The organism is Haemophilus pittmaniae, from assembly GCF_900186995.1.
GTDB classification, from domain to species: Bacteria; Pseudomonadota; Gammaproteobacteria; order Enterobacterales; family Pasteurellaceae; genus Haemophilus_D; species Haemophilus_D pittmaniae.
Window position 1 is genome coordinate 1,975,736 of sequence record NZ_LT906463.1, and the last position, 12,947, is coordinate 1,988,682.

The 12,947-nt window shown below is 36.4% G+C and carries 17 protein-coding genes; 5 read left to right on the forward strand and 12 right to left on the reverse strand.

The features are described 5' to 3' along the window. Position 1: 1 nt before the first annotated feature. The 4 genes from oppB to oppF are packed head-to-tail and all read left to right on the forward strand — an operon-like array spanning position 2 to position 3,843. Entirely contained in the window at positions 2–922 is a 921-nt protein-coding gene (oppB, locus tag CKV74_RS09410) for an oligopeptide ABC transporter permease OppB (RefSeq protein ID WP_007242550.1), read from the forward strand. A 9-nt stretch (positions 923–931) separates the two neighbouring features. After that, positions 932–1,867, forward strand: coding sequence for an oligopeptide ABC transporter permease OppC (gene oppC, locus CKV74_RS09415; RefSeq protein ID WP_007242575.1), 936 nt, complete (start codon positions 932–934; stop codon positions 1,865–1,867). 9 nt (positions 1,868–1,876) lie between these two features. After that, on the forward strand, positions 1,877–2,848 hold the full coding sequence (gene oppD / locus CKV74_RS09420; protein WP_095177070.1) for an ABC transporter ATP-binding protein: 972 nt from the start codon (positions 1,877–1,879) through the stop codon (positions 2,846–2,848). After that, complete coding sequence (oppF, locus tag CKV74_RS09425) at positions 2,845–3,843, forward strand: murein tripeptide/oligopeptide ABC transporter ATP binding protein OppF (protein WP_007242570.1); 999 nt, start codon at positions 2,845–2,847, stop codon at positions 3,841–3,843. Before oppD ends, oppF begins: the two co-directional genes overlap by 4 nt. Positions 3,844–3,888: 45 nt before the next feature. Here the strand turns inward: oppF and CKV74_RS09430 are convergent, their stop codons facing one another. Further along, entirely contained in the window at positions 3,889–4,809 is a 921-nt protein-coding gene (locus tag CKV74_RS09430) for an RsiV family protein (RefSeq protein ID WP_007242571.1), read from the reverse strand. Between the two features lie 349 nt (positions 4,810–5,158). Between CKV74_RS09430 and CKV74_RS09435 the strand changes: the two genes are divergently transcribed. Next, positions 5,159–5,647, forward strand: coding sequence for a Dps family protein (locus CKV74_RS09435; protein WP_007242584.1), 489 nt, complete (start codon positions 5,159–5,161; stop codon positions 5,645–5,647). 51 nt (positions 5,648–5,698) lie between these two features. On the opposite strand, the gene CKV74_RS09440 is transcribed toward CKV74_RS09435, so the two are convergent. The 11 genes from CKV74_RS09440 to CKV74_RS09490 form a co-directional block, all read right to left on the reverse strand. After that, positions 5,699–6,163, reverse strand: coding sequence for a threonine/serine exporter family protein (locus CKV74_RS09440; RefSeq protein ID WP_007242564.1), 465 nt, complete (start codon positions 6,161–6,163; stop codon positions 5,699–5,701). A gap of 1 nt (position 6,164) precedes the next feature. Next, positions 6,165–6,935 carry a threonine/serine exporter family protein gene (locus CKV74_RS09445; protein WP_007242546.1) on the reverse strand — a complete coding sequence of 257 codons (771 nt, stop codon included), beginning with the start codon at positions 6,933–6,935 and terminating at the stop codon, positions 6,165–6,167. Between the two features lie 592 nt (positions 6,936–7,527). Continuing rightward, the gene (locus CKV74_RS09450; RefSeq protein ID WP_095177071.1) at positions 7,528–7,956 is read right to left on the reverse strand and encodes a hypothetical protein; all 429 of its coding nucleotides are present in this window, start codon (positions 7,954–7,956) and stop codon (positions 7,528–7,530) included. A gap of 78 nt (positions 7,957–8,034) precedes the next feature. Continuing rightward, positions 8,035–8,460, reverse strand: a complete 426-nt coding sequence (locus CKV74_RS09455; RefSeq protein ID WP_095177072.1) for a hypothetical protein — start codon at positions 8,458–8,460, stop codon at positions 8,035–8,037. A 691-nt stretch (positions 8,461–9,151) separates the two neighbouring features. Beyond that, positions 9,152–9,502 (reverse strand): hypothetical protein, encoded by a 351-nt coding sequence (locus CKV74_RS09460; RefSeq protein ID WP_095177073.1) that lies wholly within the window; start codon positions 9,500–9,502, stop codon positions 9,152–9,154. A 78-nt stretch (positions 9,503–9,580) separates the two neighbouring features. Further along, positions 9,581–10,114 carry a ribonuclease toxin immunity protein CdiI gene (cdiI, locus tag CKV74_RS09465; RefSeq protein WP_197691632.1) on the reverse strand — a complete coding sequence of 178 codons (534 nt, stop codon included), beginning with the start codon at positions 10,112–10,114 and terminating at the stop codon, positions 9,581–9,583. Between the two features lie 89 nt (positions 10,115–10,203). Beyond that, positions 10,204–10,641: a ribonuclease toxin immunity protein CdiI gene (gene cdiI, locus CKV74_RS09470; RefSeq protein WP_094188649.1), complete on the reverse strand. Its 438-nt coding sequence runs from the start codon at positions 10,639–10,641 to the stop codon at positions 10,204–10,206. A gap of 182 nt (positions 10,642–10,823) precedes the next feature. Then, positions 10,824–11,165, reverse strand: a complete 342-nt coding sequence (locus CKV74_RS09475; protein WP_007242526.1) for a hypothetical protein — start codon at positions 11,163–11,165, stop codon at positions 10,824–10,826. Continuing rightward, positions 11,162–11,386, reverse strand: coding sequence for a hypothetical protein (locus CKV74_RS09480; RefSeq protein ID WP_039847832.1), 225 nt, complete (start codon positions 11,384–11,386; stop codon positions 11,162–11,164). Before CKV74_RS09480 ends, CKV74_RS09475 begins: the two co-directional genes overlap by 4 nt. A 338-nt stretch (positions 11,387–11,724) precedes the next feature. Continuing rightward, positions 11,725–12,378, reverse strand: a complete 654-nt coding sequence (locus tag CKV74_RS09485) for a hypothetical protein (protein WP_095177074.1) — start codon at positions 12,376–12,378, stop codon at positions 11,725–11,727. Continuing rightward, the gene (locus CKV74_RS09490) at positions 12,347–12,913 is read right to left on the reverse strand and encodes a polymorphic toxin-type HINT domain-containing protein (RefSeq protein WP_095177075.1); all 567 of its coding nucleotides are present in this window, start codon (positions 12,911–12,913) and stop codon (positions 12,347–12,349) included. The genes CKV74_RS09485 and CKV74_RS09490 overlap by 32 nt, the downstream gene beginning before the upstream one ends. Positions 12,914–12,947: the final 34 nt, after the last annotated feature.

Consider the following 12,947-nt stretch of genomic DNA (forward strand, 5'->3'; position numbering starts at 1 on the left):
TATGCTCAAATTTATTTTTAAACGGCTGTTGGAAGCCTTACCGACGCTGTTTATTTTGATTACTTTTTCCTTCTTTCTGATGCGCCTCGCCCCTGGCAGTCCGTTCACCTCGGAACGTGCTTACCCGCCAGAAGTTATGGCAAATATCGAGGCTAAATACCATTTAAATGAACCATTACATAAACAATATTTTCTTTATTTGGAAAATCTCTCCAAAGGCGATTTTGGTCCCTCTTTTAAATATAAAGATCAATCGGTCAACGACTTAATTGCCTCCGCTTTTCCTGTTTCCTTAAAATTAGGTATGATCGCTTTCGCCTTTGCCGTGGTCTTGGGCGTAACCGCCGGTACCCTTGCCGCACTCAACCAAAATAGTCGTTGGGATTATATTTTGATGAGTTTCTCTATGCTCGGGGTCATTATGCCAAGCTTTGTCTTTGCCCCGGTTTTAGTGCTGATTTTCGCTATTTATTTAGGCTGGTTGCCGGCCGGTGGTTGGAACGGTGGCGCGGCCATGTATATTGTGTTACCGGTGGCTTCGTTGACTATCGCGTATGTCGCGGGAATTGCGCGGATTATGCGAGGATCCATGATTGAGGTACTGCACTCCAACTTTATTCGTACCGCCAAAGCTAAAGGACTTTCAACCTCAAGAATCATTTTAAAACATGCTTTGCGCCCTGCTCTTTTACCTGTGATTACCTATTTAGGGCCTGCTTTTGTGGGGATTATTACCGGCTCAATGGTAATCGAAAGCGTATTTGGTTTACCTGGCATGGGGTTATTATTTGTAAACGGTGCATTAAACCGTGATTACTCTTTGGTGTTAAGTCTCACCATTTTAGTGGGCACATTGACCATTTTATTTAATGCGATTGTGGACATTCTATACGCCATTATCGATCCAAAAATTCGTTATTAAGGACAAGTTATGACAGATTATCGTACTCAGCCGATTAATCAGAAAAATGCGGATTTTGTGGAGCAAGTGGCTGACCGTATTGAAGAAATGCAACTGGAAGGCCGCAGCCTATGGCAAGATGCGAAACGCCGTTTTTTCCGCAATAAGGCTGCCGTTGCCAGTCTCATTATTTTGGCATTTATTATTATATTTATCACCATTGCGCCTTGGTTCTTCCCCTTTACCTATGAAGACACCGATTGGAATATGATGAGTAGTGCACCGACTATGGAAGGTTATCACTTCTTTGGTACTGATGCCTCTGGTCGAGACTTGTTGGTACGTACTGCTATCGGTGGACGTATTTCCTTATTGGTCGGTATTGCTGGTGCTTTCATTTCCGTGACTATCGGCACAATTTATGGCGCAATTTCCGGCTATGTGGGTGGCAAGACAGATATGTTAATGATGCGTTTTTTAGAAATTCTTAGCTCATTTCCATTTATGTTTTTCGTCATTTTGTTGGTGACCCTTTTTGGCCAAAATATTTTCTTGATTTTTATCGCGATCGGGGCCATTGCCTGGCTTGGTCTTGCGCGTATCGTGCGGGGACAAACCCTCAGCCTAAAAAATAAAGAATTTGTCGAAGCGGCGATTGTTTGTGGCGTGCCACGTCGCCAAATCATTTTCAAGCATATTATTCCAAATGTATTGGGCTTAGTGGCTGTGTATGCCTCACTTGAAGTACCAGGACTCATTCTATTCGAATCATTCTTAAGCTTCTTAGGCTTAGGAACTCAAGAGCCGATGAGTAGCTGGGGAGCGCTATTAAGTGATGGTGCAGCACAAATGGAAGTCTCGCCTTGGTTATTAATTTTCCCGGCATTTTTCCTTTGTCTCACATTATTTTGTTTTAACTTTATTGGTGATGGGTTGCGTGATGCCCTGGATCCGAAAGACCGATAGGAGCGAATAATGACCCCTTTATTAGATGTAAAAAATCTCTATGTTCGCTTCAAAACGCCGGATGGCATTGTCACGGCGGTGAATGATTTAAACTTTACCCTCAATGCCGGTAGCACACTCGGTATCGTAGGCGAAAGCGGTTCGGGAAAATCGCAAACGGCATTTGCTCTAATGGGTTTGTTAGCTGACAATGGTGAAGTGGAAGGTTCGGCTATCTTTGAAGGCAAACAATTAGTTAATCTGCCTAAAACCGAACTCAATAAAATCCGCGCCAATCAAATTTCCATGATCTTCCAAGATCCCATGACATCGCTGAATCCTTATATGAAAATCGGCGAACAACTCATGGAAGTGCTACAGTTGCACAAAGGTTATGATAAACAAACCGCCTTTGCCGAATCGGTAAAAATGCTTGATGCAGTCAAAATGCCGGAAGCAAAAAAACGCATGGGCATGTATCCGCATGAATTTTCCGGTGGTATGCGTCAACGGGTCATGATTGCCATGGCCTTGCTATGCCGTCCACAGCTACTGATTGCCGATGAGCCAACCACCGCTTTGGATGTGACCGTACAGGCTCAAATCATGACCTTATTAAATGAGTTGAAACGGGAGTTTAATACTGCAATTATCATGATCACCCATGATTTAGGCGTAGTAGCAGGAATTTGCGATCAAGTCATGGTGATGTATGCCGGCCGTACCATGGAATACGGCACAGCAGAACAAATTTTCTACCATCCAAGCCATCCTTACTCCATCGGTTTAATGGATGCTATTCCACGCTTAAATAGCAACGAAGAGCATTTAGTTACCATCCCCGGAAATCCACCGAATTTGCTGCATTTACCGCAGGGGTGTCCATTCTCACCACGTTGCCAATTCGCCACCGAACAATGCCAAACAGCACCGACATTGAGCGTATTTAATCACAATCAATTGCGCAACTGTTGGCTACCAGCGGAGAAATTTGCCCAATGACAAGCTCAGATAACAAAAACTTACTTCTTGAAGTTAATCACTTAGGCGTTAGTTTTAAAATTAAAAATGATAAATCCCTTTTCTTCGCTAAACCACAAACCTTAAAAGCGGTGAAGGATGTTTCGTTTAAACTTTACGCCGGCGAAACCCTCGGCGTAGTAGGTGAATCCGGCTGTGGTAAATCCACGCTAGCACGCGCCATTATCGGTTTGGTAGAGGCCAGCGAGGGGCAAATTTTATGGCTTGGCAAAAATTTGCGAAAACAATCGGCCAAACAATGGAAAGAGACCCGCAAAGACATTCAAATGATTTTCCAAGATCCGCTTGCCTCTCTCAATCCGCGCATGAACATTGGTGAAATCATTGCCGAACCATTGAAAATCTACCAACCCCACTTAAGCGCGGCTGAAGTAAAGGAAAAAGTACAGGCAATCATGTTGAAAGTTGGTCTGTTACCGAATTTGATTAACCGCTATCCCCATGAATTTTCCGGTGGCCAATGTCAGCGTATCGGCATTGCTCGCGCCTTAATCATTGAACCGAAAATGATCATCTGTGATGAGCCGGTTTCTGCATTGGATGTATCGATTCAGGCTCAAGTGGTGAATTTATTAAAATCCCTACAAAAAGAAATGGGGCTTTCCTTAATTTTCATCGCCCACGATTTAGCCGTGGTAAAACACATTTCCGACCGCGTATTGGTGATGTATTTGGGTAATGCAATGGAATTAGGCAGCGACGAGGAAGTGTATAACGACACCAAACATCCTTACACAAAAGCCTTAATGTCAGCCGTCCCTATTCCCGATCCGAAATTGGAACGCAACAAATCCATCGAATTGCTTGAGGGTGATCTGCCTTCACCAATTAATCCTCCGTCCGGTTGTGTATTCCGAACCCGCTGCCTCAAGGCTGATGAAAATTGTGCCAAACAAAAACCACCGTTCACCAGCCAAAACAATAGTCATTTTGTGGCTTGTTTGAAAATATCATAAACAAAAAGTGCGGTTTTCAAAGACCGCACTTTTTTCTCAATTCGCTTATTTTACCCGTTTAATTCGATATGTTTGCACAAACTCCGGTTTAAGCAAAGGCGCCAATTCTCGCCAATTGATGAGTAAGTCGTACACTCCTGCCGCATATGGGCCAATCTGATACACATTATAGAAAAAATGCACGCCATCATCGTCAAAATAAATATTGTCAGTGACATCAATTTTTTCTTTTGAGCTCTCATCTTCTGTCATTGCCTTTTCATAATTTGGATCGGTCAATGCCTGCCAAATCAACTCTTTTAGCTTATCCTCGCTACTGGCCTGAAAAATATCCTCTGAAGTCAACAACTTATGACTCCGCATATCCACCATAAGATAGTTCCTCGTCCCCACACCGTGAGCACCGCCGGCAAATTCATAGGTATCAATACTAAAGGTTGCTATACGTTCTTTTTGCCCTTCAAAATTTAGGGCCAGTTCACGCTCAATCGTATAAGCGCCTTCAGTGACATCTTTCTTATCCGCATCATAGGCTTGTTGTAGTTGTGCGATAAGCTGTTCTTGCGTCGTAACATGAATTTCCTCACGATTATCCATGGTAGTATTGTTTACGCGAATTAATTGTTCTAGCAAAACAGAATTCAACCAATCCACATTCGTTTTTAATCCCATGATCCGATAAATTAAAGCGCCTTCCGATTTCTGCGCGAATTCGGACGATTCGGTAAATTTCAGCGTCTCACTTTTATCAAAAATAGCCTCTTCCTCGGCAAAAATCACCGGAATAATGGCTTCACGCAGGACTTTTTCTTCCTTCAGCGCATTCTCCAGCGCTGTATTTTGCGCAGTGAGTTGCGAGACTTGCAGAGTAAGCTGAGCGATTTTCTCCTGTTGCGCCTTATCCTCACAACCGGACAACAGTACTCCGGCAACGAGCATCATTGTAGTAATCAATTGTTTTTGCATAATGTTCCCTAATAAAAGAATCAAACCTGCGCAAGTATAGGGGATTTTCAGCATAAACCCTATTGATAATCTTAGTAAATCTGCCTGCGATATCATTTTTCAACCAACCCTAATAAAATCAATGAGTTACACCGCATTTTAGGAAAAACGTTGAAAATTAAAAGGGCGTTTATCGAACAACGAACACGAAAAGCAAAAGAATCTAACAATCGGTTTATTAATATAAATAGAATATAACTATCAATTCTAGAGAAAATATGAAATAGCCAATAGAAAAATGCCCTCCTATAATGACCGCACTTCCCAAGCAGGGAATAAATTAAAATCAACAACAGAGAAGGAAAACACTATGTCAAAATCAAAAACATCTATCGGTTTAGATAAAGCAGCATCAGAAAAATTAGCAGCAAAATTAAATGAATTATTAGCAACCTACCAAGTGTTCTATACCAATGTACGTGGTTATCACTGGAACATTAAAGGCGTTAACTTCTTTGAATTACACGCAAAATTTGAAGAAATCTATACAGATTTAGTGGAAAAAGTGGACGAAGTTGCAGAGCGTATCCTAACCCTAGGCCATACTCCGCATAACGGCTATTCCCAATACTTCCAAAGCTCACGAATTAAAGAAGAATTGGGCGTAAGCGATGCTCAATCCTGCTTAAAAGGCACATTGGAAGGGTTAAAAGTATTGCTTGAACAACAACGCGAAATCCTTGAATTAGCCGGTGAGTCCGATGATGAAGGTACCGCTTCTCAAATGAGCGACTACATCAAAGAGCAAGAAAAACTGGTCTGGATGTTCCAAGCCGCTTGCCAAACTTGCCATGCTTAATTAAAGCGCATTGAATACCAAAAAGCCGACTGATGTCGGCTTTTTTATTCTCTACACAACCGGTTTTTGTCGATAGAACAATAACCCTGGTAAGGCTAAACCAAAAACAAGAGCCCCTAAAATAAAGCTGGTATTAATAAAGGAAGCAATCATTTGTTCAAACAAAGCATCTGAAAAACCATAATGATGAATTTGGACGATGGCAATCATCGCCTTATAAGCATGAACACCAGGCACCATCGGAATAATCGCTGCCACCGTAAAGACCTTTGGATGCGCTAAATAACGATGGGACAAATGCACCCCAATAAAACCAATGACACAGGTTGCCAAAAAGGTGGCAAATACGATAGGAACATCAAAATTTAACAATAAAGTTCGCGTGACATGCCCAATCGCACCCAAAATAGCACAATATTTTAAGGCTTTAGCAGGCACATTAAACACTAAAGCAAATCCCACTGCAGGGATAGCCGAAAACAACATATCATCTAATAAATTCAATAAAAACATCATATTACCCCACCCAGGAAACGATATTTAAAAGATTTAATGCAAAGACGATACCTAAACAAGCGCCAAAAGTGAGCACAGTGGCGATAGTCCAGCGCCCTAATCCCATATTGACATACCCTTTTAAAATATCCGCAAGTGAATTAATTAACGGGAATCCCGGAACCAGTAATAAAACGCTAGAAGCTAATGCAATATGCGGATCGTTGCCGAAGTTATATTTCAAACTTATACCGGCAATAAGCGATGCAACAAAGGATGTAATAGCGAAAACAATGAGTGGATTGTAATGACGTTTGGAAAATTCTTGTCGCACAAACATGGCAACGGCGGAAGCAATAAAGGTGAGCGCGCAAATTGCCATATCACCGCCAGAAAGGTGAGCAAAAGAGGCACAGGATAAACCAATCATCAATATCACCAAATAGCGGTTATATTTTAGTGGTTTTAACTTATCCAGTTTTGTTTGTGCCATAGATAAATCATACACCCGACGTTCTACGGCAATCACAATACGTTGAACATCAGTAACAATTTGCATATTAATGCCTTTATCGACATTCTTGCGCACGGTGGTAATACAATGTTGCTTGGACAACGTAGTGAGTAATACAGCATTTGCCGTTAAAGCACACTCCACGCTTTCTAAGCCTAAAGCAAGACCTAATCGTTGAGCCATTTGCACGACTACGGCACTTTCAGCACCATGCTGTAACAATAATAATGCGGTTTGTACACAAATTCTGGTGACTGCACGTTGGTATTCTTGATCCATATTTCCACGCTCTCATCAAAATAAAGGGGCAGTAAATAACAACTAAAAAATCCCATTTAAATAAAATGCCGTAATGAGAAAAAGTGATCTGCTCCCGAAAGTTGGACAAATTAAACCTAAGTGAAATATTGAGTTCTGCATTACGTACAGGATTTTTAACCCGACGCTAATGCGTTCCTTTTTATCATAACGAATATCCTCATCTATAGCCCGTCTTAATTCATCTATTTTCCCAAATCAGACAAGCCTAAAAAAACTCCCTTCCTCTCGCCGAACTACAGGCAATATCCGATTTATGCAATCTGTAATCGCCATATCCTTAACAACAGAACAAATACTCTAGCTCCAATTGCAACCCAATAAGCTTAAAGCACCGAATAAACGCCCATCCATTTTCCGAAGTTTTATCTAAAACACCATCTAACTCATTGATTTTTATTATAATTGTTTTAAAAAACTTTAGGCCGATAAATAGCCCAATTTCACAATCATACCAGAGGCTTTTAAGATGTCGCGAAGCAATAAAAAAGTGCGATCAATTTTTAAAGCTTACTAAAAACTAACCGCACTTTTAGTATAAAGTTTAACTATTTTATTTTTTCTTCTTTGCTTTTACTCGTTCTTCCCAGATTTCTCTAGGAATCCCATATTCCTTTAGCTCATTTTCTTCAAGATCACTAACTCCTCGAAGATAGAGCATTGGCCAACTATCTTCATCTGGAACATAGGCAAATTTAATATTAAATTCCATATTATCAAATAGGGAAAACTTATATTGGGTCCATTCTTGAGATAAGGTAGATCTCAATTGTTTCATTAAATTTATAATTTCACCTTCAATTTCATCAGGTCTTTGACCTAATGGGAAGTAATGAATATCGCCGTTCGCAACAACCCATTCAGCTCCACCAGAATAATGTTCAGGATAAATAGAGCCAATAAAATCAATCCTTACGGCTTCTTCAGGCATTATTGACCACAATAACTCTCCTATTTTTTGATAAATCTCTTGTTCTTTCATTTTTAATTTCCTGTATGCATATTTTTATGATTATTTAATATCTTATCATCAATATAATAAAATTATTTAAATAACCTCTTATTCTAAACATATATTTATATAAAGAGAATCAGTCAAATGAAAATATATACATTCTGTTATATTCATTTTATCAGAAACAGTACTAACACCTAACTCATCAATAACAATCCCCATACCATCAGAATCATACTTTATATTTAAATTAGATAAAATTTTCTCAATCTCATCCTTTCTCTTACCTAAAAAATCAATATCTAGGATAAATACAAAACTAGGTTTAAAAATTTCAATTTCTTGCAAGAAGTTATGTTCATCATAAAAACAATGAACGCCAAATTTATTGAAATTATCTGCAGTATTTGATGAAAATTGGCTTTTTCTAAACTCTACATAATCAGAAGCTAAAACAGTTCTTACATGTTCTCTTGATTGTTTAAAAAAAAGACATTTTTCTCCTTTTTCTTTTGATAAAGAAAATTTCATACTTATTTCCTCTTGTCCTTAAATTGGTTAGGAGCTAGTTTTTTAGAGTATTCTAGCATGTCCTCTATAGCCTTATCATATTTACTAGCAAATTTTTGTCTTATATCCATTACATCTATATCAATAGCCTCTTCTAATTTATCTTTATTCAAATATTTCTATATTCTTGATCTTCTCTACTTCTTCCGTAACTAGCTGTCAATCGATGAGCCTCTGGGCTATTTTAATCGTTGATTCAAATTCATCACTTACAAGAAAATTTTTATAACAATCTTTTACAGGACAGTGATAAGAATCTAAGCCATCATTTTTCGGTTTTTTAGTATCTGTAGGGACAGGTTTTATACCTGTCCTTTGCCCTTACATAATGCCTTAGCTACTAGCAAATAAACTTAAAGCACTTCAGAAACGCCCTGCTATTTTCAAGAGTTTTTCAAAAAAATCACCTAACCCATTGATTTCATTAGAAGTGTTTTAAGAACTGTTTTGAGGTGTTTGATAAGTAATAAAAAAGTGCGGTCAATTTAAAGAGGTTTTAAAACTCTTTGAAAATTGACCGCGCTTTACACTTAGATATTTCAAATTATATATCGCACAGATATTTCATAAATTAGTATTGGAGTGGAACTAAAGGTTCACTTACGAATAAACAAAAACATAAAATATTCGAGGTTATTTCCAACTTTGCTAGTTATGAAATTTCATCTTTTAAAATATCATCCATACAAGACTGAATATCATAGATAAATTGTGTTTTTGCTTCTCCTTTCTCATTGAGCGTTAAAATAAACTTTCGCCAATCACCACCAGTATGGTTCTGCATTTCATCGTGCAATTGCTGACATAAATTCACGATTCTATCTTCATCCTGTTCAGCTAATGTTAGATATACAACTTTTCCCTGAAACATAGTCCCTAGTTTTGTCCCAACCCAATCCTCCTCAGGATTAAATTTATATTCATATTCTAATGAATCAAACTTTTCAGATGCTGAAAAAAATATTGAACAGATTTCATTTAACAAATCAAATTGCTTTTGCATTTATTTACCTCCACCATACTGGTTTTTAAATACATTAACATATCTATACTTACTACCTCCAAACTAATTTCTAAACTCCTATTCACTCAATACTCGATCATTTATCTCTTTTTTAGCAAAATCTAGCATATAGGCTATTAATTCTCTATATTTGTTATCAGGATGTATTTCTAGAAATCTTTCACAAGCTTTTTCTGTATATTCTAGATTTTCCCGTTCTGTTACAATAGCTATCCAATCAGGATCATCAAATCCATCTTGAAAATAAACTCCTTCAAAATGATCTCTTGGATCGGGGCTATTCATATCTGGATGATACCAATAACAACCATCTTGTGCATAACCATTCTTATCCACTAGCACTAAATAGACCGCATATAAGAAAACACCATAATCATATAAAACAGAGAAACATTGCTTTACTGTTTTTTCAGGATTATCTTCATCAAAATTTACTTTATAAAAAAGATTATATGATTTAGATCTGATTGGTATATAAGAAAAATCATCTTGGGTGAACATTTTGAACCTCTCCTGTTTTTTATTTAAATATATTTTATATTCAATTCCATTATAAGTTTCATTATATTCTCTAAGATCAGAAGCTCCCATAGACTCTTTATATCCTTCTGATGCTATTCTTTACTCAAACCTTAATATATTATTAATTTACCTATCAAAATAGACATAAATTTTGACTTTTATTTCATCTTTAATGGTTCCCAATTATTTAAAATATCATAAATAAACTCTACATATTCTTTTTCAGGATGTAATTCTAAAAAATATTTGCATGCCTTTTTAAAATACATAAAACAGATTTCTTCAGATACATGAATCTGGTATCTAGGATCACATAGGCCTCCAATCTCAAACCTTACCCCTTCAAAGTGAGCTTCTGGAAATGGGCTATTCATATCAGGGTAATAGCAAGCAGCTCCCTCCTCACAGAATCCATCTTTTTCTACTAGAACAGAATAGATAGCTTTTAAAAAATCTCCCTCATAATATACATTGTCAATATACCCACTTATAGTAAGTTCTATTTTATCATTTTCATGCACAACTTCTTTAAGAATAGGTGTATAGAAAGCTCCTATAGGAATGTACTTAGGAATGGTGTTATTTAGGGTGAACATTAGTACTCCTTTAGTATCTTTATCAAGATAATAACGAAATTTATTCCCATTAATTTACTAGAAATCGGCATCTATGAGGTAGAATTTAGGGCTAATCTACCTTAGCCCTAAATATTAACCAACATCACTAAACCATAAAATTAAATCATAGGATTTAATTTATTAATATTTTATAAAAATCATCATTCACCATACTTATCTTTAATATTTTTATATATTTCCTCAAAAACATTATTAACTTCTTCATCTCCGCTATGATAAAGCTCCCAATCAAAATCATTTAATTCCATTGGTTGAATATTTATATATAATCCACCATTTTCAATTCTTTTATCCCAATTCAAGATATCATTTGAATTTATCACATTAAATTGAGATAGCTCCTCCAAAACAGGAGTTAAATCCGATGGTCTCCTTATTAATACATAAATCTTATTTAAATATAAATTAATAAATAATCCAAAACCAAAATATAATTCACCAACTTTGAATTCAAAATCTGTTTTTTTAGATTCCAACATCATCTTTTATTTTCCTCCATTTTAAATTTAAAGTCATTAACTTCTCCTTTAACTTTAAAATCTTTTGTCTCATAATCAATTTTTCCTGTTTTAGCGTTTTTATAAAAATGGATCTGATTAAACTGCCCATTAGGTAATTTTATTGACTCCGTAGTCATTTTCTCCCAATCTTCTATTCTTGATCCATCTTTAGTTAAAACTTTAACAATCTCTGACAAGCTCATCTAATCCTGAACAATTTTCTAATGAATATGGAATTGTAGGGACAGGTTTTATACCTGTCCTTTGCCTGACATGATGCCTTAGCTACCGGCAAATAAACTTAAAGCACTTTAGAAACGCCCTGCCATTTTCAAGAGCTTTTCCAAAAATATCATCTAACCCATTGATTTTATTAAGGATATTTAAAAAATCGCTTTAAGGTGTTTATCAAGCAATAAAAAGTGCGGTTAATTTTTAAGAGTTTTAAAAAAACTTTGAAAATTGACCGCACTTTATGTCCCAATTCAAACTGTATGCACCTTAAATATCAAACAGTATTGGTATCTTTAGTCTAACTAACTTAACATTCTTTGAGCATGTTTTTCGAAGTCGCTAACTGATTAATATTCTCAGAAAAAACTACCTCAAACTTATCATCCTTTGAGCAAAAATTTAAGAATTCTATCGCCTTATTACAGTCATCACTTAAAGAAATGCAACCATACCCAATATCTTCATGCGGATATAATGCTATTTTTAATTTTGGATTAACTAGAAAACAATAATCTCCTACCACCTTATTATATTTATAAGCCATAGATAATTCACAAAAATTCAATATATCTTGTTTATCAAAACTCAATGACATTATATTAGCTAGAAATGGATATTTATTATCTTCATAAAATTCTTCAATAAGTCCATTATATGGGATTAATACTCCCATTTCTTTAGCCTTATTATAAACATTTTCATAATAAGAAACCTCTAAATCAGAAAACTCAGGGATAGAAGCGCTATCATCATATGCTAATGCAGTTAGTAGGAAAAAGTCATTCATAGAGTCTTTAAAAAAGGACTCTATCATTTTAGATGACATTTGTATTACTGATTGCATAGTAAGATCTCTTGCATAAAAGTAGCCCACCCAACCCGGGCTACTACTAAAACTATTAAAATTTATTTTATTAAAAGATATAACGCTATTTGTTGTCGAATTTAATGATTTTTCCATCACTTTTACCTATTGTAATCTTTCTTCTTACTTCTAGGGCGTTCCCTTTTAATCCAACTTTCCATTCACCATTTTTATCTGAGTGAGAAGTATGACTTTCTGACCAAATTTCACCAGTATATTTATTTTTAAAATTTTTACCTCCTTTTAATTTAATGAAATCATCTGGATGTGTTGTTGGTGTTCTTACTATATCACCCACACTTGCACTGTTGACCTTTTGTTTTGGCATATCAAGGAAACAATCATTATGCACCCAAACGCCATCAAGGTCAGAATTCGCTCCTTTGATAAAGTAAGTGTGGTCAGTATCAACTGTCAGGTTATACGCACTTAACTTCTCAGCCTTGATGCTAACACCTTTCACCATCTGCCAGTGATTATTTTCTGACAATAACTTATAGCCGGCTTTCAGATTTTGTGCATCTACCCATTGGGCATTTTGGATTTCTCCGTTGTAATGTAATAAAAAAGTGCGGTTAATTTTTGAGAGGTTTAAAAACTCTTTGAAAATTGACCGCACTTTATATTTCAATATAACATTTATAGAAACTTATAACTGACAATAA